The sequence below is a fragment of the Mesorhizobium erdmanii USDA 3471 genome (assembly GCF_000472705.1).
GTDB classification, from domain to species: Bacteria; Pseudomonadota; Alphaproteobacteria; order Rhizobiales; family Rhizobiaceae; genus Mesorhizobium; species Mesorhizobium erdmanii.
Map to the genome: position 1 here is coordinate 546,858 of NZ_KI421453.1, position 20,926 is coordinate 567,783.

At 63.8% G+C, this 20,926-nt stretch carries 18 protein-coding genes and 1 pseudogene; 5 read left to right on the forward strand and 14 right to left on the reverse strand.

The features are described from left to right. Positions 1 to 50: 50 nt before the first annotated feature. Together A3AU_RS0129895 and A3AU_RS0129900 are read right to left on the reverse strand one after the other, a co-directional pair. Positions 51 to 503, reverse strand: a complete 453-nt coding sequence (locus A3AU_RS0129895) for a TspO/MBR family protein (protein ID WP_027056162.1) — start codon at positions 501 to 503, stop codon at positions 51 to 53. A 74-nt stretch (positions 504 to 577) separates the two neighbouring features. Next, positions 578 to 1,867 (reverse strand): RsmB/NOP family class I SAM-dependent RNA methyltransferase, encoded by a 1,290-nt coding sequence (locus A3AU_RS0129900; RefSeq protein WP_027056163.1) that lies wholly within the window; start codon positions 1,865 to 1,867, stop codon positions 578 to 580. A 302-nt stretch (positions 1,868 to 2,169) separates the two neighbouring features. On the opposite strand from A3AU_RS0129900, the gene A3AU_RS0129905 reads away from it, so the two are divergent. Beyond that, on the forward strand, positions 2,170 to 2,847 hold the full coding sequence (locus tag A3AU_RS0129905; protein WP_027056164.1) for an MIP family channel protein: 678 nt from the start codon (positions 2,170 to 2,172) through the stop codon (positions 2,845 to 2,847). Positions 2,848 to 2,919: 72 nt separating this feature from the next. Here the strand turns inward: A3AU_RS0129905 and katG are convergent, their stop codons facing one another. Further along, positions 2,920 to 5,118 (reverse strand): catalase/peroxidase HPI, encoded by a 2,199-nt coding sequence (gene katG, locus A3AU_RS0129910; RefSeq protein ID WP_027056165.1) that lies wholly within the window; start codon positions 5,116 to 5,118, stop codon positions 2,920 to 2,922. A gap of 164 nt (positions 5,119 to 5,282) precedes the next feature. On the opposite strand from katG, the gene A3AU_RS0129915 reads away from it, so the two are divergent. Further along, a complete protein-coding gene (locus A3AU_RS0129915; RefSeq protein ID WP_027056166.1) occupies positions 5,283 to 6,191 on the forward strand; it encodes a hydrogen peroxide-inducible genes activator in 909 nt (302 codons plus the stop codon). A 9-nt stretch (positions 6,192 to 6,200) separates the two neighbouring features. On the opposite strand, the gene A3AU_RS0129920 is transcribed toward A3AU_RS0129915, so the two are convergent. The 4 genes and pseudogenes from A3AU_RS0129920 to A3AU_RS0129935 all read right to left on the reverse strand — a co-directional run bounded on the left by A3AU_RS0129920 (position 6,201) and on the right by A3AU_RS0129935 (position 9,904). Continuing rightward, positions 6,201 to 6,953 carry an amino acid ABC transporter ATP-binding protein gene (locus A3AU_RS0129920; protein WP_167335253.1) on the reverse strand — a complete coding sequence of 251 codons (753 nt, stop codon included), beginning with the start codon at positions 6,951 to 6,953 and terminating at the stop codon, positions 6,201 to 6,203. Between the two features lie 50 nt (positions 6,954 to 7,003). After that, positions 7,004 to 7,944, reverse strand: a pseudogene (locus A3AU_RS1000000137030) (amino acid ABC transporter permease). Positions 7,945 to 8,001: 57 nt separating this feature from the next. Further along, positions 8,002 to 8,859 carry an ABC transporter substrate-binding protein gene (locus A3AU_RS0129930; RefSeq protein WP_027056168.1) on the reverse strand — a complete coding sequence of 286 codons (858 nt, stop codon included), beginning with the start codon at positions 8,857 to 8,859 and terminating at the stop codon, positions 8,002 to 8,004. Positions 8,860 to 8,890: 31 nt separating this feature from the next. Next, on the reverse strand, positions 8,891 to 9,904 hold the full coding sequence (locus tag A3AU_RS0129935; protein ID WP_027056169.1) for an isopenicillin N synthase family dioxygenase: 1,014 nt from the start codon (positions 9,902 to 9,904) through the stop codon (positions 8,891 to 8,893). A 103-nt stretch (positions 9,905 to 10,007) separates the two neighbouring features. On the opposite strand from A3AU_RS0129935, the gene A3AU_RS0129940 reads away from it, so the two are divergent. Together A3AU_RS0129940 and A3AU_RS0129945 are read left to right on the forward strand one after the other, a co-directional pair. Further along, complete coding sequence (locus A3AU_RS0129940) at positions 10,008 to 10,952, forward strand: nucleoside hydrolase (protein ID WP_027056170.1); 945 nt, start codon at positions 10,008 to 10,010, stop codon at positions 10,950 to 10,952. A 180-nt stretch (positions 10,953 to 11,132) separates the two neighbouring features. Then, complete coding sequence (locus tag A3AU_RS0129945) at positions 11,133 to 11,807, forward strand: TetR/AcrR family transcriptional regulator (protein WP_027056171.1); 675 nt, start codon at positions 11,133 to 11,135, stop codon at positions 11,805 to 11,807. Positions 11,808 to 11,861: 54 nt separating this feature from the next. Here A3AU_RS0129945 and A3AU_RS0129950 read toward each other — a convergent pair whose 3' ends face one another. Together A3AU_RS0129950 and A3AU_RS0129955 are read right to left on the reverse strand one after the other, a co-directional pair. Then, positions 11,862 to 12,386 (reverse strand): hypothetical protein, encoded by a 525-nt coding sequence (locus A3AU_RS0129950; protein ID WP_027056172.1) that lies wholly within the window; start codon positions 12,384 to 12,386, stop codon positions 11,862 to 11,864. Between the two features lie 12 nt (positions 12,387 to 12,398). Then, entirely contained in the window at positions 12,399 to 13,229 is an 831-nt protein-coding gene (locus A3AU_RS0129955) for a class I SAM-dependent methyltransferase (RefSeq protein ID WP_027056173.1), read from the reverse strand. A 92-nt stretch (positions 13,230 to 13,321) separates the two neighbouring features. Between A3AU_RS0129955 and A3AU_RS0129960 the strand changes: the two genes are divergently transcribed. Then, positions 13,322 to 14,230 (forward strand): LysR substrate-binding domain-containing protein, encoded by a 909-nt coding sequence (locus A3AU_RS0129960; protein ID WP_027056174.1) that lies wholly within the window; start codon positions 13,322 to 13,324, stop codon positions 14,228 to 14,230. A gap of 46 nt (positions 14,231 to 14,276) precedes the next feature. Here A3AU_RS0129960 and A3AU_RS0129965 read toward each other — a convergent pair whose 3' ends face one another. The 5 genes from A3AU_RS0129965 to hisS form a co-directional block, all read right to left on the reverse strand. Beyond that, on the reverse strand, positions 14,277 to 15,380 hold the full coding sequence (locus A3AU_RS0129965; RefSeq protein WP_027056175.1) for a calcium:cation antiporter: 1,104 nt from the start codon (positions 15,378 to 15,380) through the stop codon (positions 14,277 to 14,279). A 68-nt stretch (positions 15,381 to 15,448) separates the two neighbouring features. Next, positions 15,449 to 17,221 carry an AMP-binding protein gene (locus A3AU_RS0129970; protein WP_027056176.1) on the reverse strand — a complete coding sequence of 591 codons (1,773 nt, stop codon included), beginning with the start codon at positions 17,219 to 17,221 and terminating at the stop codon, positions 15,449 to 15,451. Positions 17,222 to 17,319: 98 nt separating this feature from the next. Further along, positions 17,320 to 18,018, reverse strand: coding sequence for an ATP phosphoribosyltransferase (hisG, locus tag A3AU_RS0129975; protein WP_027056177.1), 699 nt, complete (start codon positions 18,016 to 18,018; stop codon positions 17,320 to 17,322). Then, on the reverse strand, positions 18,015 to 19,136 hold the full coding sequence (locus A3AU_RS0129980) for an ATP phosphoribosyltransferase regulatory subunit (RefSeq protein WP_027056178.1): 1,122 nt from the start codon (positions 19,134 to 19,136) through the stop codon (positions 18,015 to 18,017). The genes hisG and A3AU_RS0129980 overlap by 4 nt, the downstream gene beginning before the upstream one ends. A gap of 249 nt (positions 19,137 to 19,385) precedes the next feature. Beyond that, positions 19,386 to 20,888 (reverse strand): histidine--tRNA ligase, encoded by a 1,503-nt coding sequence (gene hisS, locus A3AU_RS0129985; protein WP_027056179.1) that lies wholly within the window; start codon positions 20,886 to 20,888, stop codon positions 19,386 to 19,388. Positions 20,889 to 20,926 lie beyond the last annotated feature (38 nt).

Genomic DNA, 20,926 nt, shown 5'->3' on the forward strand with positions numbered 1-20,926 from the left:
GGCGGCAGGCAAATGCTTTTGCTGCACTGCAACAAAGCGACGTCAAGTCGCTAATTCAACCAGAGGAGCGAAGCGTTGAGCACGGTGGCGAATGCCACCCATGCGGCGTAGGGCACGAACAGCCAGCTGGAAAGCCGGTCGCGGTTCCAGGCTCTCGCGATGAACAGCAGGATGCTGGCGAGAAGAAGCACGATGACGACCAGGGCGGGTCCCATCATTTTTGCGCCGAAGAAGGTTGGCGACCACAGGAAGTTCAGGACGAGCTGGACGCCCCAGATCTTCATGGCGGTGCCCGCCGGCTCTCGCTGCCATGTCCGCCAGCCGGCCACGGCGATCAGCACGTAAAGAATGGTCCAGGCGGGCGCGAAGGCCCAGTTGGGCGGATTAAAGGGCGGCTTGACCAGCGACGCATACCAGACGCCCGGCAGGGTCGCGTAGCCGATGAGCAGGCCACCGCCCAGCACCAGGACAAGGAAAAGCAGCAGCGACAGATATCTTTGCAAGAAGTTCCCCCCGTGTTGGCATGACGCCACGCCTATCAAACTGGGGCGCTATCGTTCCCCGTCAACGGCAGCGTTCAACTTGCTCTGCGCATGGCGCAGAAGTAAAACCCGTCAGTGCCGCTTAGCGCAGGCGACAGCGAGACATCCGCGCCAGCGCCGATACGCGCGGCAGCCGCATGGCCTGGAAAATGGCCGTCCCATAACGCCCGGTGATCGATGGGCACAAAGCTCTTGCTGCGCTCGCGAAAGGCGGCGACCTGATCGCCATTCTCTTCGTCGAACACCGAACAAGTGATGTAGACCAGCAGGCCGCCAGGTTTCACATACGCCTTGGCGGCATCGAGGATCGCTGATTGCTCGCCCTTGCGAGCGTCGAGCTGTCTTTGCGTCAGACGCCATTTGGCATCGGGACGGCGCCGCCAAGTGCCGCTGCCGGTGCAGGGCGCGTCGACCAGCACGATGTCCATGTGACTGGAGAGCGGCGCGAGTTCGGCCGGCTTGGTGACGACCTGCACATTGCGGTTTTCCGAGCGGCGGATGCGGTCGAAGATCGGCGCCAGCCGCGCCTTTTCGGCATCATGGGCAAAGATCTGCCCGCGGTTGTCCATCGACGCCGACAGCGCCAGCGTCTTGCCGCCGGCGCCGGCGCAGAAGTCGAGCACCTGCATGCCGGCCTCGGCGCCGGCAAGTGTTGCCGCGATCTGCGAGCCTTCGTCCTGAACCTCGAACCAGCCTTTCTGGAAGGCGGGCTCGGACTGCACGTTGGGGTGCCTGCCGTCGCCATCGATGGGCGGAATGCGGATGCCGAGCGGGGCAATCCGGGCGGCCTCTGCCCCCGTATCGGCCAGTTCCTTGAGAACCCTGGCGCGATCGGCCTGCAGCGTGTTGACCCTGATGTCGAGCGGCGGGCGCGTCGCCAGCGCCGCACCCTCGCCGACCCATGCCTCGCCAAAAGCGCGTTCGAAAAGCGGCTCGCACCAATCGGGTATGTCGGCACGAACCGCGGGCGGCGCGTCGGGAAGCCGGCGGCCGGCGATCGTCTGCAGCTCGGTGGCGCTGAGCAGCGGCGGCGCGAACTTGTCGCCATTCAGCGCATCGTTGAGCGACTGCACCGTCTGGCTCCATTCGAGCAGCAATGCGCCGAAGCCGATGGCGCGCGGCGTGTCTTCGCCGAGCAGCCAGCCGGCGGAACGCTTGTGGCGCAGCGCGTCATAGACGATGTTGCCGATCGCCGCGCGATCACCGCCGCCGGCGAAGCGATGCGACAGGCCCCAATCCTTCAGCGCATCGGCCACCGGCCGGTGCCGGCGGCCAATTTCATCCAGCACTTCGATGGCCGCAGCCAGCCGTCCGCCCAGTCGCATCGGTCATTCCATCAAATCGTGATCTATCGCCTGCTCTTAGAGCCTTTCGCGTCCGGATTGAACCCCGATCGATCTCGCGACGAAGAGGCAGTTTGATATCCATCCAAGCCAAAGATATCGCGGGCCGGCACCAGCAGATCGGTCAATAAATGCAAGGTCACTAATGTTGACGACTGGCGACTGCAAGCACGGCCTGTGGCGCAACCGCTCTGCTTTCCAAGCTTTTCGCTAGGGAATACTCTTCACGCCATGATTCGCGGCGCGGTAAACGCGGACCGGCGGATCGCTACGAGGAGAGGGCAATGAAAACTTATGTGGCGGAAGTTCTAGGCACATTTCTGTTGGTGTTCATCGGCACTGCGTCGGTGGTGACGGGCGGCTTCGGCGGCGCGCTGCCGCTTGGCCAGGAAGGCATCGGTCTCGCGTTCGGCATCGGCCTCATCGCCGCGGCCTATGCGATCGGCCCGATTTCGGGCGCGCATCTCAACCCGGCGGTGACACTGGGCGTCTTCCTTGCCGGCCGGCTGCCGGCCAAGGACGTCATCCCCTACTGGATCGCCCAGATCATCGGCGCCATCCTGGCCTCGCTGGCGCTGTGGATCATCGTTTCCGGCCAGACCGGCGGCCACACCGGCGGCTTCGGCGCCAATGGCTGGGACGAGACGAAATGGGGCATGAGTTCAGCCTTCCTGTGGGAGCTGATCGGCACCTTCACCTTCGTCACGGTGATCCTCGGCGTTACCGCCGAAAAACACTCGACGGCGTTTGCCGGTCTGGTGATCGGCCTGACGCTGGCAGGCATTCACTTCGCCATGATCCCGGTCACTGGCACGTCGGTCAATCCGGCCCGCTCCATTGGTCCGGCGCTGTTTACCGGCGGTGCGGCGCTCAGCCAGCTCTGGCTGTTCATCGTCGCGCCGCTGATCGGCGGCGCCATCGCCGGCGTCGTCGCCAAGGCACGCATCTTCGAGAAGGATTGATCTCGAAGCGAAATCAGATGCAAAAAGGCGCGGGCCGTCGCCCGCGCCTTTTTGTTTGTCCTTGAGCCTGGATCAGCCGGTGATGTCGAAGCGGTCGGCGTTCATCACCTTGGTCCATGCCACGACGAAGTCTTTCGTGAACTTCGTCTTTGCATCCGCCGTCGCATAGACTTCGGCCAGCGCGCGCAGCTGCGAGTGCGAGCCGAAGATGAGGTCGGCGCGGGTGCCGGTCCATTTGACTTCGCCGGTCTTGCGGTCACGGCCTTCGAACACGTCCTTGGCATCCGACGTCGCCTTCCACTCCGTGCCCATGTCGAGCAGGTTGACGAAGAAGTCGTTGCTCAGCGTTTCCGGCTGCTCGGTGAAGACGCCATGCTTCGACTGCCCGGCATTGGCGCCGAGAACGCGCAAGCCGCCGACCAGCACAGTCATTTCCGGCGCCGTCAGCGTCAGCAACTGCGCCCGGTCGACCAGGGCTTCCTCGACAGTCAGGCGCTGCTTGCCGCCGACATAATTGCGGAAGCCATCGACGGTCGGCTCCAGCGGCGCGAAGGAATGGATGTCCGTCTGCTCCTGCGAGGCGTCCATGCGGCCCGGCCAGAAAGGAACGTCCACATTGTGGCCGGCAGCCTTCGCGGCTTTCTCGATGGCGGCATTGCCACCGAGAACGATCAGGTCGGCGATCGAGACCTTCTTGTTGCCGGTCTGCGAGGCATTGAAGTCCTTGGCAATGGCTTCGAGCTTGTCGAGCACCTTAGCGAGTTCGGCCGGCTGGTTGACCGCCCAGTCCTTCTGCGGTGCCAGGCGAATGCGCCCGCCATTGGCGCCGCCGCGCTTGTCGGAGCCGCGGAAGGTCGAGGCCGACGCCCACGCCGCCGAGACAAGCTGCGACACCGACAGCCCGGACGCCAGGATCTTGGCCTTGAGAGCTTCAGCGTCCTGTTCGTCGATCAGCACATGATCGACCGCCGGGATGACGTCCTGCCAGGGCAGTTCTTCGTTGGGGACCAACGGGCCGAGATAACGTGCGACCGGGCCCATGTCGCGGTGGGTCAGCTTGTACCAGGCGCGGGCGAATGCGTCGGCGAACTGATCCGGGTTCTCGTGGAAGCGCCGCGAGATCGTCTCGTAGGACGGATCAAAGCGCAAGGCGAGGTCGGTGGTCAGCATGGAGGGCGCGTGGCGCTTGGACGAATTGTGCGCGTCCGGCACCGTGCCGGCGCCGGCGCCGCCCTTCGGCGTCCACTGGTGCGCGCCGGCCGGGCTCTTGGCCAATTCCCATTCGAAGCCGAAGAGATTGTCGAAGAAGTTGTTGCTCCACTTCGTCGGCGTCGTTGTCCAGATCACCTCCAGACCGCTGCCGATGGCGTCGCCGCCCTTGCCGGTGCCGAATTTGCTCGCCCAGCCGAGGCCCTGCTGCTCGATATCGGCACCTTCCGGCTCGACGCCGACAAGCGCCGCATCGCCAGCGCCATGGGTCTTGCCGAAGGTGTGGCCACCGGCGATAAGCGCGACGGTTTCCTCGTCGTTCATGGCCATGCGGGCGAAGGTGTCCCTGATGTCGCGCGCCGCGGCCAACGGGTCAGGCTTGCCGTTCGGTCCTTCCGGGTTGACGTAAATCAAACCCATCTGCACGGCGCCAAGGGGGTTTTGCAGGTCACGGTCGCCGCTGTAGCGCTCGTCGGCCAGCCACTTGCCTTCGGGGCCCCAGTAGATGTCCTGCTCGGGTTCCCAGACGTCGGCGCGGCCGCCGGCGAAGCCGAAGGTTTTGAAGCCCATCGATTCCAGCGCGACATTGCCGGTGAGGATCAGAAGGTCGGCCCAGGAGATCTTGCGGCCGTATTTCTGCTTGATCGGCCACAACAGCCGGCGGGCCTTGTCGAGATTGACGTTATCCGGCCAGCTGTTGAGCGGCGCGAAACGCTGCTGGCCGGCTCCGGCGCCGCCACGGCCGTCGGCGATCCGGTAGGTTCCGGCGCTGTGCCAGGCCATCCGCACGAACAGCGGGCCGTAATGGCCGAAGTCGGCCGGCCACCATTCCTGCGAATCCGTCATCAGCGCATGCAGGTCCTTGATGACGGCGTCGAGGTCGAGGCTCTTGAATTCCTCGGCATAGTCGAACGCCTCGCCCATCGGGTCGGACAGGGACGACTGCTGGTGCAGAATCTGCACGTTCAACTGGTTCGGCCACCAGTCGCGGTTGGTCCGGCCGGCGGATCCATGCGCCACAGGGCATTTGCCCGCGCTGTTGTCGTCGGTTTTCGCGTCCATCTTACTGCTCCGATCTTGCCGAGGTTTGATTTTGCCAAGGTTGATTTTTTTGCCAGGATTTTGGGGTCGGCCAGCGACCGCATCAATCTGGAACGATTCCAGACTAGGCCGCATTTGCGATAAAAACAAATTGCCTTTGCTGTTTATTTCGATAGGAATTTCTTATGATTGGATTGACAGTTCGCCAGATGCATTATTTCGACGCGCTGGCGCAGACGCTGCATTTCGGCCGCGCGGCAAAACTGGCCGGTGTCAGCCAGCCGGCGCTGTCCTCGCAGATCGCGGAAATGGAGCAGCGGCTGAACTGCCGGCTGTTCGAACGCGGAGGCAAGTCGGTGCGCATGACCGACGAAGCGATCGCGCTTTTGCCGCGCATCGAGCGCATACTGGCCGACATACGCGACGTCGAAACCACCGCGCGGCGCGGTCGCACGGCCATGGAGGGGCGCTTCCGGCTGGGCATCATCCCGACCGTCGCGCCCTATCTCCTGCCGCGGGCCCTGCCAGAACTGAAGACGCATTTCCCGGCCTTGCTGCTGGAATTGCGCGAAGCGGTCACGACCTCTCTGGTCGAGGACATCGCCTCGCGAAAACTTGATGCCTTCATCGCGGCCCTGCCGCTCGATCATCCCGGCCTGATCACCGAGGCGCTGTTTTCCGACCGGTTCTTCCTCGCCGTGCCGGCAGGCGATCCGGCGTTCGCCTCGCCGCCAGTACCGCCTGAAAGCCCGGCGCTGGAACGGCTGATGTTGCTGGAGGAAGGCCATTGCCTGCGCGAACAGGCGCTCGCCGTTTGCGGCAATGTGCGGCCGGTGGCGATGGCAAGCTATGGCGCCACCAGCCTGACCACGCTGTTGCAGATGGTGGCGCACGGGCTCGGCGTCACACTCATCCCCGAAATGGCGACCGGGCCCGCCGGCACCATCCCCGACCTCAAGATCGTGCCGTTCCAGGAACCGATGCCGCAGCGCATGATCTGCCTTGCCTGGCGGCGCAACAATGTAAGGCATGGCGAGTGCGTGGAACTCGCCAAGATCATCCGCGGGCTGGGTGCGGCGATGCTGGCCGCGTGAAGCCACGCGTTACAGAACCCGGGACAAGAACTCGCGGGTTCGCGGCGATTTCGGGTTGGCGATCATCTCGCGCGGCGCGCCACGCTCGACGATCACACCGCCGTCCATGAAGACGAGCTGATCGCCGATCTCACGGGCAAAGCCGATCTCGTGGGTGACGACGACCATGGTCATTCCGCTCTCGGCCAGATCGCGCATCACCTGCAGCACCTCGCCGACCAGTTCGGGGTCGAGCGCCGATGTTGGCTCGTCGAACAGCAGGACTTTCGGCTTCATCGCCATGGCGCGCGCGATCGCCACGCGCTGCTGCTGGCCGCCGGACAGTTCGCGCGGATAGCGGTCGACCTTGTCGGCGAGGCCAACGCGCCGCAGCAGCACCTCCGCCTCTGCCCTGGCCTGATCGACGGGGATGCGCCGCACCTGTGTCGGCGCCTCGATAAGGTTCTCCATCACCGTCATGTGCGAGAACAGGTTGAACGACTGGAACAGCATGCCGATCTCGGCCCGGCGCTGGCACAGGAGATCGTCCTTGACCTCGTAAAGCCTGTCCCCCTGGAGGTCGTAGCCGACGAACTGGCTGTCCACCAGAAGGATGCCGCCGCTGAGTTTTTCCAGATGGTTGATGCAGCGCAGGAACGTGCTCTTGCCGGATCCCGACGGGCCGATGATGCAGGCCACAGTCCCCTCGGGCACGTCGAAGTCGACGCCCTTGAGGACTTCGAGTTGGCCATAGGTCTTGCGCACGCCGCGCGCGAACACCATGGAGTCGGCCGGCACGCCGAAGCGGGCACGATTCTCGGACTTCACATCGCTCATCGGGCAACGCCGCGCAGGCTGATCAAGTTGCGCAAGGCGCGCATCGTCAGGGGTTCTCGTCTGGCATCGCTGCGGCCGAAATGACGCTCCAGGAAATGCTGCCCGACAGACATGATACTGACCACCGCGAGATACCAGAAGGCGACCACGATCAGCAGCGGGATCGTTTCGAAGGTGCGGGCATAGATGCTTTGCGCGGTATAGAACAGGTCGTCGACGGCAATGAAAGTCACGAGCGAGGTCATCTTCAACAGGTTGATCGCCTCATTGCCGGTCGGCGGCAGCACGAAGCGCATGGCTTGCGGCAGGGTGATGCGCTTCAGGATCATGCGATAGGGCATGCCGAGCGCGCTCGCCGCTTCCGACTGGCCTGACGGCACCGACTTGATGCCGGCACGGATGATCTCGGCCATGTAGCCGGCCTCGCACAGCGAAAGCGCGACAACGGCGGAGAAGAACGGCGTCATGAAATCATTGGTGCGCACGGAAAACAGCGTGCCGACGAAAGGCAGCGTGAGAGAAATTTCGCGCACCAGCAGCGACAGGTTGAACCAGAAGATCAGCTGGATCAATGCCGGCACGCCGCGGAAAAACCAGACATAGACGCCGGAAAAGGCGCGCAGCACCGGGCTCGGCGACACCCGCATGATGGCGATGATTGTGCCACCACGATCGCCAGCAGCATGATGATGACGGTGAGCACCAGCGTGTTGCCAAGGCCGCGCATGATCGAGGGATGGAACAGGTAGCCGGCGGCCGTGCCCCAGGCGAAGGCGGGATTGCTGGCGAAAGCGCGGACGATCAGGAAGGCCAGCAGCAAGGCGAGCGCAGTGCCGATCCAGATGCCATAGCGGCGCTGCGGCACGACGGTCAGCCGTGACACGGCGGCCGCTATACCCGGCTCGACGCCGGTCTCGGTCGGGTGGGCCACGCCCATCAATGGTCTCCTGATCGCTGGCCGGCGCCTGACTTATGATCAGGCGCCGGGTCATTTCTATTCGGCGCGAAGTGCATCCATGGTGCCGACGAAATAGGGTTCCTTGATCGCGTAGGCGCCCATGCCGTATTTATCGAGGATAGCCTTGTAGGTGCCGTTCTTGAACAGTTCGGCAAGTGCTGCCACCATCATGTCGGCGGTCTCCTTGTCGTCCTTGGCGATCGCCATGCCGAGCGGCGCCACATCGTAAAGGGTCGGCAGCACCACCAGCTGGCCCTTACTCGTCACCTCGAAATAGCTCGAAGCGGTCGCATCGTCCATGCGGGCGTCGACACGGTCGGACAGCACGGCCTGGACGATGTCGGTCGAAGAGTTGAACACTGATTTCTCGATGGGCTTCTGGCCCTTGTCTGTGCATTCCTTGGTGAGCTTGTCGACCAGGAAATCGGAAGCGCTGCCGGCCGAGACGCCGATTCGCTTGCCGCAGAGCGGGGTGTCGCCGCTGAAGCTCGCCTTCTTGTCGGGCGATGTCGAGACCGCGAGGCCGGCCTTGAGGAACATGACGAAATCGACCTGCTTCAACCGCTCCGGCGTGGCCGAGAAGGTCTCCCAGGCGATCTTGAAGCGGCCGGCCGCCAAGCCGGGGATCATCGAGGGAAAGGGCGTGCGCTGGACGTCGAGCTTGGCGTCGACGAGCTTGGCAACCTCGCCGGCCAGTTCGATGATGATGCCGGTCTGCTTGCCGTCGGCGTCGAGATATTCGAACGGCGCGTAGTCCAGCGTATTGGCAACGGCGAGCGTTCCGCTTTGCTTGACGTCGGTGGATTTCGCAACCTCGGCGGCTCGCGAAATGCCGCTCCAGGCCATGGTGGATATCGCCAGCGCAAGGCCGGTCATTCGCAGATATGCATTCATTGCTGTTCCCCTTTCTTTTGCTTGTTTGCCGTCAGGCGCCGGCCGCTTCCGCCGCCTTCTTCTTGCGATAGTGGTAGTTCTTGTCGATGCGCTCCATCAGATAGTCGCCGTAGAGCACCGGCCCGTATTTCGGCTGCGTGCCCGCCGGCACGCAGACCGGCAGCGCTTCGATCATTTCGTCCATGGACGGATCGAAGAAGAAAGGCTGCGAATAGCGTTCGCGTCCCGACCGGTTGATGACCCGGTGCGGCGTCGAGACGAACTGATCGTTCGACCAGCGCGCCAGTATATCGCCGACATTCATGACGAAGGAGTCCGGAACCGGCGGCGCCGGAACCCAGTCGCCAGCCTTGTTCTTGACTTCCAGGCCGCCGACATCGTCCTGTGCCAGCAAGGTGATGAAACCATAGTCGGTGTGCGGCGCCGAGCCGAAGAGCCCTTCCTCGTGGGGCTGTGTCGGATAGTGCAGCAGCCGCAGGAACGTCGTCGGCTGCTCGAAATAGCGGTCGAGACTGTCGGAGGGCAGTCCGAGCGAGAGCGCGATGGCGCGGACCATCTTGCGGGCGAGCGTGCCCATCTCCTGAACGTAGTGCTCGATCGTTTCCCTGAAGCCGGCAAGGGCGGCCTCATCCGGCCACTGGTTGGGGCCCTGCAAGGGTTTTTCGGCCAGGGCGCGGGGATCGTCGGCGCCGACCTCGTGCATGAAGAAGATCGATTCGCTCTGGTTGGGCTTGCTGACGGTGGCCACGGACGAGGTCACGATGGTCGAACCGGCAAAGGGCAGGAAGCCGCGGAAATTCTTGTCGATCTTGAGCTTCGCCTTTTCTTCCTCGGGCAGGGCAAAGAAGCGCCTGGAAGCTTCGCGGACGGCTTCGACATCGGCGCGCGGAATGGGATGGCCGGTCACGTAGAGGAAGCCGATCGTCTCGAGATAGCGGCGCAGCGTCGCCGCCGTTGCCCGGATCGCGCCCTCATCGTCGCCATAGAGCGCCGAAACGTCGAGGATCGGAATTTCGGAAAAATCGCCGCGCTCTTGTCCATCCATTTTCGAACACCCTGTCTTGAACATAAGATACAGTACTGTATTTCTACACATCCGAACGGCCTCATCAATAGGCTTTCGATCGCAAAAGGAAGAGCGCTGAACCATGGCACCACGCAAGATCATCATCGACACCGATCCGGGCCAGGACGACGCCTTCGCCATCCTTTTCGCGCTGGGCTCTCCGGCCGAACTCGACGTGATCGGCATCACCACGGTCGGCGGCAATGTGCCGCTTGCCCTGACATCGAAGAATGCGCTGAAGGTGGTGGAGCTTGCCGGGCGGCCTAATGTGCCCGTCTATGCGGGTTGCCCGGCGCCGATGGTACGCAAGCTGATCACGGCCGAGTATGTCCATGGCGAGACCGGCCTCGACGGCGCCGACCTTCCGGAACCGGTGACGCCGCTGCAGGGCGAACACGCCGTCAACTACATGGTGCGCGCCATCATGGATGCGCCGGAGGGCGAGTTGACCGTCTGCACGCTCGGGCCGATGACCAATCTGGCCATGGCCATGACCATGGAGCCGAGGATCGTGCCCCGCTTGCGCGAAGTCGTGCTGATGGGCGGCGGCTTCTTCCAGGGGGGCAACGCCACGCCTGCCGCGGAGTTCAACATCTTCGTCGACCCGCATGCGGCGCACAAGGTGTTCGACAGCGGTGTGCCGGTGACCATGGCGGGCATAGACTGCACCTACACCGCGCTGATGACGCCGGAGTGGCTCGACCGGCTGCGCGCCACTGGCAGGCGCGCCGCGGTCGAGGCCGCCAATCTGGCCGATTTCTTTCGCCAGTACGGCACGCACAAATTCGAAACGCCGGCGCGTCCCATCCACGACGCCTGCGTCACCGGCTATCTCCTGGCGCCGCAGATCTATGAGCAGCGCCAGTGCGCGGTGACGGTCGACATCGTCTCGCCGGAGACGATCGGCATGACCGTCGTCGACTGGTGGCATGTGACCGGCCGTGCCAAGAACTGCAATGTCTTGCGCCGGATCGATCCGGCGCCGTTCTTCGAGCTCATGCTGGAGCGGATCAGCGCCTTGCCGTGAGCTCTATCTCCTTGTTTTTACGCAATTCCCCCGGCAGAGCACGACGCGCTTATGCCGGGAAAACCGTTACACACTTTTTCCGGAATTGCTCTAACCTCGCAAGCTTGATGAGTCGCGAAGCGCAGCGGAGCCGGCAAACCGATTGCAGGCGCTGCGCATGGCGATGAAGGTCTCGACCAGATGAAAGCGGACAGCGCCCCGGCCAAAGCCAAGAGATCGCCCAAAGCAGCCTCGCACCCGAAAGCTTCACGGCAGACACTCAGCCGCGAGAGCTGGATCGCAGCGGCGCGCAAGGTGCTGGAAAAACGTGGCATCGCCGAGGTCAAGATCGACCGCATGGCGCAGCAGTTCAAGGTGACGCGCGGCTCCTTCTACTTCCACTTTACCAGCCTGGCCGACCTTCGCGACGGCCTGCTGCAGGAATGGCGCAACATCAACTGCGCGCCATTCTGGGCCATGCGCGACATGCACGACATCGACGGCCTGCAGTTCTTCACCGACATCGTGCATGTCTGGGTCGATGAAGCGCCGTTCAGCCCGCTGCTCGATCTCGCCGTACGCGACTGGTCGCGAACGTCGAAGAAGCTGGCGCAGGAGGTCAAGGACATGGACGATCTGCGCATCGCGTTGTTGATCCGCTCCTTCCGCGCCATGGGCTATCCCGAGGACGAAAGCCTGGTCCGGGCGCGCATCACCTATTTCCACCAGATCGGCCAGTACACTTTGTCCTTCAAGGAGGATCCGGCGGTACGCCGGAGCTACCAGCCGCTGTTCGGAGAGGTGCTGCTCGGGCCGCTGGTGCAAGAGCCGGGTTCAGCACCACGGCCGAGCGAAAGCCGGGGTGGGCGGCGGTAGCGAGGGGCGTAGAGCGATAGCGAGCCGCGGTGCGCCCCTTGACCTTCAGATGATTTAGGAAGCAGTCGCTTCCTCCGCAGGGAAGCGGCTCGGGTTCTGATGTGGACGCAGCAGAAAATAGAACGCGGCGATGTGCGTGATCATCAGCAACGGCACGTAGATGACGGGGATCACGTAGGCGGCGCCAAACAACCCTGCATGGGCGGGAAGGTCGGCCTGGATGGCAAGGTAATAGTCGACGACCAGGTCGACTGTCCCAATGATGTTGAAGGCGACGACGAACGGCCAGAAGAGCTGGCGTATCCGCGCCGCGAGCAGCGCCAGCATGGCCAGCACGCCTGTCGCGAAGTCGCCATAGGCGGCAAAGGTGGCAAAGCTGGCTGGCAGGTCTGGGCTGACGACGCCTGGAAGGATGAAGACGAGGCCGAAGAAGCGGAAGCTGTGCAGCGTAGCGATGGCGCGCTGCGCCGCGCCGCGGTCCATCGATCCGAGCCAGGGCCAGATGTACGCGCGCAAGCAAAGCAGCCATGCGACATAGCCCAGAACGAGATGAGTCTGGAAAAGGATTTCCGTCGACATTGCGGTCTCCTGTCAGCTGTTGGTCGACGCGGCCTCGAATACCGCGGTCAGAATGCCGAGCCGGCCTTCGATGAGATTTCGCCCCAAATTGGCTGCAAGCTCGGCAAAGTCCGGTCCCATCACCACGCCGAGATTCGGCGACGGCGGCGGACCTGACGCACGCAACTGCGCGAACCAGGCCTTGGCGACCCCTGTGTCGTCGTGCCATGCCAGAGCGCGGAAGCCTGCCTGTTCGATCGCTTTGCGCGTCTCGTCGATTGTCAGGAGAAAGCTCGTCGCCGGTGTTCGCGCCCAGGGAAGCGGGTAGTGCGGCTGGCCGCTGCCCGAGACGACGTCGAAGGTTGCGAACCTGCCGCCTGACTTCAGCACGCGCCGAATCTCCCCATAGAGCCGCGCCCGGTCGGAGATGTTCATCGCCACATGCTGCAGCAGTACGACGTCGAAACGGCCATCATCGAATGGAAGCTCCAAGGCGCTGGCGGTCTGGAATGACAATTGCCCGCTCTGTCCCGTGCGCTCGGTCAGATAGCGCGCGGCATCCACGAAAGGCTCGCTGAGGTCGACGCCGGCAACCCGGCAGCCATAGGTCGCAGCCAGAAAGCGCGCTGGCCCGCCGATGCCCGAGCCGACGTCCAGAACCGACATGCCCGCGGTGATGTCAGCCAATTGGGCAAGCTCGGCGGTCGCCGCTAGCCCACGGGTGTGAAATTGGTCGAGGGTGCCTAATTGCTGGGGCGTGAGAAGCTGATCCTCAGGGCCAAGGGCGGCCAGTACCGTCCTCAACCGCTCGGTCAGGCCGGTGGCGCGATAGTGGTCGCGCACACCATCAAGTTCGTCGGTCATGGCAAGATGTCTCCTTGGTTCGTCTCCTTGGTTCGTCTCCCTAGTTAGGCCCGCTTCCATCGTTCGACTATCCGGTATAATTGTAACAAGCCATGAAGCAGAACTACACAGTCCGGCACGGAGCGCTGGAGGGGGTCGAGGTGTTCCTGGCTGTCGCCAGGCGCCGCAACTTCCGCCGCGCCGCCGCCGATCTCGGCGTGACGCCGTCGGCCGTGAGCCAGGCGGTGCGTGCGTTGGAAGGGCGGCTCGGTGCGGCGCTGTTCGTCCGCACGACGCGCAGCGTCGGTCTGACCGAGGCCGGTCAGCGGTTCCTCGATCGTGCCGGCCCTGCCTTCGAGGAAATCGTCGCCGCCGGCGAGGCCGCGCGTGATGTCGGTCAACGGCCGACCGGCCTGCTGCGCCTGTCGGTCCCGCGCGCCGTCGTGCCGTTGATCCTGGAGCCGATGATCGCCTCGTTCTGCCGGGCCTATCCCGAGATCGAACTGGAGATCGCCGCGAGCGACGAGATGGTCGATCTGGCGACCGGCGGGTTCGATGCCGGCATTCGCCTTGGCCAGTTCATCGCACCGGACATGATCGCCGTGCGGCTCACTCCGGCGTTCTCGTTCGTGGTCGTCGGCAGCGCGGACTATTTCGAGCGGCACGGGCGCCCCGAGCGCGTGGAGGATTTGCGCCACCACGCATGCCTGCGCTTGCGCCGCTCGAACGGCGCCATCGCGCCCTGGTCCTTCGTCGACGGCAACGGAACGATCGAGGCGGCGGTCTCAGGCCCGCTGATCGCGCATGACTATCCGACATTGCTGGGGGCCGCGATGCAGGGCGTAGGGCTGGCGCAAATCCCTCGACCGGTCGCCGAAGGTCCGATCGCCGCGGGAAAACTCAGGCCGGTGCTGGAAGGCATCTCCGCGACGACGCCGGGCGTCTTCCTCTATCATCCCGGCAAGCGGCAGATCCTGCCGAAGCTGCGCGCCTTCATCGACCACCTCAAATCGGCAGTCTGAGTTAGCGAAGTATGCCTCCCTTGGCGATTCGCTTGCACTAAAGCGTTCACGGTATAAATATCAGAAATATATACGTAAAAAATACTACAAGATGAACGATTCCAGTCAGGAATGTTGTTCTTTCGGTGCTGAAGCTCACATTGCATATGAAAAGTGCCAACACCAAAAGAACCGTATCAGCGGCCGGCAATCCCAGGGTCAGTCCTCTCCCCGTTAGCAGGCTGGCGGCCGCGACTCCCGGTATGGTCAGGCCGATCGTGGCGCAAGCCGAACCCATCGCGACATTCAAGCCGCGCTGCAACTCGTTGTTGAGTGAAGCGCGCACGGCCGAAATGGCCTCCGGCATCAAAACCAGCCCCGCGATCATTGCCCCCACGATGCTGTCAGCTTGGGTTACCTGGTAGGCAACGAGCGAATCTTCGACGCTTGCCGCGACCTGCTCGGCGAGCATGACAATTCCGATCAGCCCGGCCAACAGCAGCAGAGCGCTGGCAGAGACGTTCTCGTGAGGGGCAGCGTGCACCGAAACGTCGTGTGGTTGTCCCTGGATAAAGTCTTCCCGGTGCCGGACGGTCTGCGCGAATACGAAGCTTGCGTAGAGCAGCAGTGAAAGGACGCTGACGAAGCTAAGTTGGGCTGCGGAAAACGTGCCGGGATCCGTGGTCTGGGTGTAGGTCGGCAGAATAAGCGTCATGACGGTCAGCGCGATCAGAACCGCCAGATAGGCACTGGTCCCTTGCCGCACGATGACCTGCTTGCGATGACGCCAGCCGCCAAGCGCGAGACACGTGCCGACAACGCCTGTGGATGTGATCATCACCGTCGAGAAAACGGACTCCCGTGCCAGCGTCGGGTTGTTTTCTCCATGCAGCATCATGGAAACAATGATCGACACTTCGATTGCCGTGACGGCAAACGTCAGCACCAGCGTGCCGTACGGCTCCCCTACCCGCCGAGCTACCGCCTCGGCGTGGTCGAGCACCACGAAAATAGTGACAAACATGATCGCGCACGACAGCGCACCGACAAGGATCCTTGCATTCAGCGAACCCTGGTCCACCGACAGCCCGCTGGCTCTGACCGCGGCAGCCATCGCCAGCGCGGCGAGGGGCATCGCGTAGGAAATCGCCGATCGTCCCAAACCGCTCATCCAAGCCCCTGTGCGTCTCTGCGAACCTGGCTGCATTCGCGCACCGACAGATCGAAGCGTTCACCCCTTCAAGCCGTCTTCTGCGCCACCAGCCCCAGTTCCTCCACCATCGCCTGACGCATCAAAAACTTCTGCGGCTTGCCGGTAACCGTCATCGGCAATTCGGTGCGGAAGCGGATGTAGCGCGGGATCTTGTAGTGGGCGATCTGGCCGGCGCAGAAGTTCCTGATCTCCTGCTCGGTCGCGATCTGGCCGGGTTTCAGCACGATCCAGGCGCAAAGCTCCTCGCCATACTTCTGGTCGGGAATGCCGAACACCTGCACTTCCCTCACCTTGGGATGGCGATAAAGAAATTCCTCGACCTCCCTGGGATAGACGTTCTCGCCGCCGCGGATGACCATGTCCTTGACCCGGCCGACGATGTTGCAATAGCCCTCGGCATCGATGGTGGCGAGGTCGCCTGTGTGCATCCAGCCGTCGCTGTCGATCGCCTCGCGGGTCTTTTCCAAATCGTCCCAGTAACCCTTCATCACCGAATAGCCGCGCGTGCAGAGTTCGCCAGGCGCGCCGACGGCGACGGTGGCGCCATCGGCATCGACCGCCTTGACCTCGACATGCGGATGGATGCGCCCAACCGTCGAGACGCGCTTTTCCAGCGGATCGTCGACGCCGCTCTGGAAGGAGACCGGGCTGGTTTCGGTCATGCCGTAGGCGATAGTCACCTCCGACATATGCATCAGCGACACCACCTTCTTCATCACCTCGATCGGGCATGGCGAGCCGGCCATGATGCCGGTGCGCAGGCTGGAGAGATCGAAGGTCGCGAAATCGGCATGGTCGAGCATGCCGACGAACATGGTCGGCACGCCGTAGAGGCCGGTGCAGCGCTCCTGCGCCACCGCCTTCAGCGTTGCGCCGGGATCGAAACCTTCGCCCGGGAAAACCATCGTCGCGCCCTTCGACACGCAGCCCATCGTGCCCATCGACATGCCGAAGCAGTGGTAGAGCGGCACCGGAATGCACAGCCGGTCGTCGACGGTGAGCTTGATTGCCGAGGTGACGAAATTGCCGTTGTTGACGATGTTGTGGTGCGTCAGCGTCGCGCCTTTCGGCGCGCCCGTCGTGCCGGAAGTGAACTGGATGTTGATGGCATCGTTCGGCTTCAGCCCCTCGGAAATCCGGTCGAGACTGTCATGCTCGTCGCGGCCGGCCATGGCCAGCACATCGCCGAAATTGAACATGCCCGGCGAACTGTCCTCACCCATGCGGATGACGATCTTCAGATCAGGCAATTTTTGCGCCTTCAACTTGCCCGGCGTGGCATTGGCGATCTCCGGCGCCAGCGTCTCGATCATCCCGAGATAGTCCGAAGTCTTGAAGCTGGCGGCGGTGACCAGCGCCTTGCAGCCGACCTTGTTCAGCGCATAGTCAAGCTCGGTCAGCCTATAGGCCGGGTTGATGTTGACTAGGATCAGGCCGATGCGGGCGGTGGCGAATTGCGTCACCAGCCACTCCCAGCGGTTGGGCGACCAGATGCCGACGCGATCGCCCTTTTCGAGGCCGAGCGCCAGGAAGCCGGCGGCGAGCGCATCCACCGTGTCCGACAATTCGCTCCAGGTGAAGCGCTTGTCCTGGCCAACGAAGACAGCGGCATCTTGCGTGGCGTATTTGCTGGCCGTTTCGGAAAACAGTGCCGGAATCGTCTTGTCGAGCAGTGGCACCTTGCGCTCGCCCGAGACATGCGCCCGGCCATCGACAGGCGCGATAAAGACGCTGCCGGTGCGCGCGCCGCGTCCGCGAAGGTTGCTGGCGTTCTTCAGCTCGTCGAGATTGACCGGCATCGCTGTCTCCTCCGAGGACGCCCGAGCCTATCAGCCTGCCGGGGCGGTGGAAATCCCGCTGATGGTAGCGCAGGCCGCTCCGCTGGAGGGCGGCACCGCTATCCGGTCGCCGCCGCCATTTTTGCAGCGATGTCGCGCACGACGGCTTCATCGCCCGGGATACGCGCCTTCTTCGATACCACCAGACAGGCCTGCGATTTCAACACCACGCCGTCGCCCAGCACCTTGAGGTGGTTGGCGCGCAGCGTCGAACCCGACGACGTGATGTCGACGATGACGTCGGCAAGCCCGGCGGCCGGCGCGCCTTCGGTGGCACCTAGGCTTTCGACGATGCGATAGACCTGGATGCCGTGCTTCTGCGAGAAGAACTGCTGCGTCAGCCGCCAGTATTTGGTGGCGATCCTCAGCCGCCTGCCATGGCGCTGGCGGAAATCTGCGGCAACGTCGTCGAGGTCGGCCATGGTGTCGACATCGAGCCAGATCTCGGGCACCGCCACCACGACATCGGCATGACCGAAGCCGAGACGGGCGACAATCTCGGCGCGGACCTCCCAATCGGCGAGATTCTCGCGCACCAGGTCCTCGCCGGTGATGCCGAGATCGACAGCGCCCTGGCCGATCTCGCCCGCTATTTCGGAAGCCGACAGGAAGACGACCTCGACATTGTCCAGGCCCTCGACGCGAGCATGATATTTGCGCTCATCACTGGGCAGGCTGATGGCGAGGCCGGCCTTGGCCAGCACCTCCAGGGCCTGCTCCTTCAACCGGCCCTTCGACGGGATCGCCAGCGTGATCATGGTGCCGTCTCCCGCAACGCCTCGATGCGGTCGAGCCAGACGGAAAAGCCGACGCCGGGAATGGCGGTCTTGGCGCCAAGCAGCGTCAACAGCCGGTCGTAGCGGCCGCCACCGGCCAAGGGACGCTCGCCACCCTGCGCCGCGATCTCGAAGACCACGCCGGTGTAGTAGTCGAGCGGCCGACCGAAGGCGGCATCATAACGGATTTGTCCCGCCGGCAAGCCATGTGCCTCGATCGCGCCGGCGCGGGCCGTAAATTTCTCCAGCGCCGCGCCCAGCGATAAGCCGGCGCCGGCGGCGAAGGTCTCCAGCGCCCGCGCCGCGCCATCGAGCGGCACGTCGATGGCGAGGAAATTCTTCAATGCCGCAAAAGCCTCGTTCGACAGCCGCACGCTGCGCAATTCGGCTTTCTCTATCAACCGCCGCGCAATGTCGGATGGCGAGCGGCCAGCGGATGCCGACAGGCCGGCTTCTTCCATGCCACTGGCGATATGGGTGGAAAGGCCCTCGACATCACCGTCAAGCACAAGGGTGGCGACTTCGCCGGAAAGCTGGCCGTTGCGCGGCGGGTTGGCAAGGTCGGCGAGTGCCGCCTCGAGCATCGGCGCCGAGCCGAAGGCGCGGGCCAGGCGCATGCGCCAACCGCGCGGCAGGCCAAGCGCGGCGAGCACGGCTTCGAAAATGGTCTGGTCGCCGAGCGTGATCGCCAGGGACTGGCCGGGCAGCACCAGCGACAGCAGCGCGTGCGCATCGACCACGGAGCGGGCATCGGCTTGCGCGGTATCGCGGTCGCCGAGATCCTCGATGCCGGCCTGGAAGAATTCATTGCCGCCTTCGCGGCGCTGGCGAAATACCTCGCCCAGATAGCAATAGCGGCGCGGCGTGCCGGCCTGGCTGGCAATATGGTCGAGGCAGACGGGAATGGTGAATTCCGGCCGCAGGCACAATGTCTGCCCCGTCTCGCTCTCGGTGAGAAAAATGCGGCGGCGCAGATCCTCGCCGGCCATGTCGAGGAACGGGTCAGCCGGCTGCAGGATGGCGACCTCGACCGCATGCGTGTCGCGGGTGGCGAAGAGGCTGGTGATGGCGGCTGAGATGGCGGGGTAGCGGGTGGTCAATTTGCCGACCTCAGTGATCCACGACCCTCTGGTCTCAAACCAGAGCGTCTCCAAGCGGAAGCCGGCGCTCTACGGCGCCCCCCTCTGTCCTGCCGGACATCTCCCCCACAAGGGAGGAGATCAGATGCCTCGACGGCTTTCGCCAATCGCCTACATTGCAAGAAAAGCGAGGCGGATGAAGCTGCCAATCTCCCCCCTAGTGGGGGAGATGTCCGGCAGGACAGAGGGGGGCGCGACGGAACGCTGCCTCTACTTGCCACGTGCCCTCTCCTCGGCCTGCGCCGCGAGAATCTTCTTCACTTCGGCGACCAGCTCGCTCTCCGCCACCGTCACCTGCGCCGGGCGTGCCGCGCGCCATTCGGCGTTGTCGGTGATTTCGGCCGACATGCGCGCGCCCTCGATCAAATCCTTGATCTGCAGCTCGCCCTTGGCGCGCTCGTCGCCGCCCTGGATGATTGCGACGGGACAGCCGCGCCGGTCGGCATATTTGAGCTGCGCCTTCATGCCGGCGCCGCCGAGATACATTTCGGAACGGATGCCGGCGGCGCGCAGATCGCCGACCATCTTCTGGTAGCGGCCGAGGCTTTCCGTATCCTTGTCCATGACCAGCACGACGACCGGCGCGATCACGTCGGCGCTGTCGAGCTTGCCGAGATTCTTCAGCGCGGTCATCAACCTGGAAACGCCGATAGAGAAACCCGTCGCCGGCACCGGTTCGCCCCGGAAGCGCGAGACCAGGCCGTCATAACGGCCGCCGCCGCCGACCGAACCGAACCGCACGATCTGGCCGTCCTCATTGGGGATTTCGGCCAGCAACTCGGCCTCTAGGACCGGGCCGGTGTAGTATTCGAGACCGCGCACCACGGAGCGGTCCATAATGATGCGGTTTTCGGCATATCCGGCGGCCCGGACCAGGGCTTCGATTGTCGCGAGTTCGCTGACGCCTTCCTGATAGGTGGCGTTCGAACTGACCATGGCATCCTGGCCGGCCTGTGCGTTTCTCGCCGTTGCCTGAAGAACCGCCTCAGCCTGCCCATTGCTCAGCCCGGCGCCCTTGGCGAAATCGCCCTCGCCTTCCTTGCCGCCATCCCAGCGCCCCGGGCCAAGCAGAAGCTTCACGCCTTCCGGCCCGAGCTTGTCCAGCTTGTCGATGGCGCGCAGCACGGTCAGCCGGCGGCCGGCATTTTCGTCGCCGCCAAGGCCGATCGCCTCCAGCACGCCGTCGAGCACCTTGCGATTGTTGACGCGGATGACATAGTCGCCACGCTTGATGCCGAGCGCTTCCATGACGTCGGCCATCATCATCGCCATCTCCGCATCTGCGGCGACGCCCGGCGTGCCGATCGTGTCGGCGTCGAACTGCATGAACTGACGGAAGCGGCCGGGGCCGGGCTTCTCGTTGCGGAACACCCAGCCGGAGCGGTAGCTACGATAGGGTTTTGGCAGGCGCTCGTAATTCTCGGCGACGAAGCGCGCCGTCGGCGCGGTCAGGTCGTAACGCAGCGACAGCCATTGCTCGTCGTCGTCCTGGAACGAGAAGACGCCTTCATTCGGCCGGTCCTGGTCGGGCAGGAATTTGCCCAGCGCATCGGTGTATTCGATCAGCGGCTGGTCGGCCGGTTCGAAACCATAGAGTTCAAAGACCGAGCGGATCGTCGCCATCATCTTCTCGACGGCGCGGATGTCCTCGGCGCTGCGGTCGGCAAACCCGCGCGGCAGCCGCGCTTTCGTCTTTTCCGATTTGTCGGCCATCAGATGAGCACCCGGTGTTTCGTGGCGCTGCGTGGATG

What these genes read in the sequence shown, in the direction of transcription:
- A3AU_RS0129900 (WP_027056163.1), bottom strand. Translation starts at nt 1,867, where the DNA reads ATGCGACTGGGCGGACGGCTGGCTGCGGCCATCGAAGTGCTGGATGAA.
- A3AU_RS0129905 (WP_027056164.1), top strand. Translation starts at nt 2,170, where the DNA reads ATGAAAACTTATGTGGCGGAAGTTCTAGGCACATTTCTGTTGGTGTTC.
- katG (WP_027056165.1), bottom strand. Translation starts at nt 5,118, where the DNA reads ATGGACGCGAAAACCGACGACAACAGCGCGGGCAAATGCCCTGTGGCG.
- A3AU_RS0129915 (WP_027056166.1), top strand. Translation starts at nt 5,283, where the DNA reads ATGATTGGATTGACAGTTCGCCAGATGCATTATTTCGACGCGCTGGCG.
- A3AU_RS0129920 (WP_167335253.1), bottom strand. Translation starts at nt 6,953, where the DNA reads ATGGTGTTCGCGCGCGGCGTGCGCAAGACCTATGGCCAACTCGAAGTC.
- A3AU_RS0129930 (WP_027056168.1), bottom strand. Translation starts at nt 8,859, where the DNA reads ATGAATGCATATCTGCGAATGACCGGCCTTGCGCTGGCGATATCCACC.
- A3AU_RS0129935 (WP_027056169.1), bottom strand. Translation starts at nt 9,904, where the DNA reads ATGGATGGACAAGAGCGCGGCGATTTTTCCGAAATTCCGATCCTCGAC.
- A3AU_RS0129940 (WP_027056170.1), top strand. Translation starts at nt 10,008, where the DNA reads ATGGCACCACGCAAGATCATCATCGACACCGATCCGGGCCAGGACGAC.
- A3AU_RS0129945 (WP_027056171.1), top strand. Translation starts at nt 11,133, where the DNA reads ATGAAAGCGGACAGCGCCCCGGCCAAAGCCAAGAGATCGCCCAAAGCA.
- A3AU_RS0129950 (WP_027056172.1), bottom strand. Translation starts at nt 12,386, where the DNA reads ATGTCGACGGAAATCCTTTTCCAGACTCATCTCGTTCTGGGCTATGTC.
- A3AU_RS0129955 (WP_027056173.1), bottom strand. Translation starts at nt 13,229, where the DNA reads ATGACCGACGAACTTGATGGTGTGCGCGACCACTATCGCGCCACCGGC.
- A3AU_RS0129960 (WP_027056174.1), top strand. Translation starts at nt 13,322, where the DNA reads ATGAAGCAGAACTACACAGTCCGGCACGGAGCGCTGGAGGGGGTCGAG.
- A3AU_RS0129965 (WP_027056175.1), bottom strand. Translation starts at nt 15,380, where the DNA reads ATGAGCGGTTTGGGACGATCGGCGATTTCCTACGCGATGCCCCTCGCC.
- A3AU_RS0129970 (WP_027056176.1), bottom strand. Translation starts at nt 17,221, where the DNA reads ATGCCGGTCAATCTCGACGAGCTGAAGAACGCCAGCAACCTTCGCGGA.
- hisG (WP_027056177.1), bottom strand. Translation starts at nt 18,018, where the DNA reads ATGATCACGCTGGCGATCCCGTCGAAGGGCCGGTTGAAGGAGCAGGCC.
- hisS (WP_027056179.1), bottom strand. Translation starts at nt 20,888, where the DNA reads ATGGCCGACAAATCGGAAAAGACGAAAGCGCGGCTGCCGCGCGGGTTT.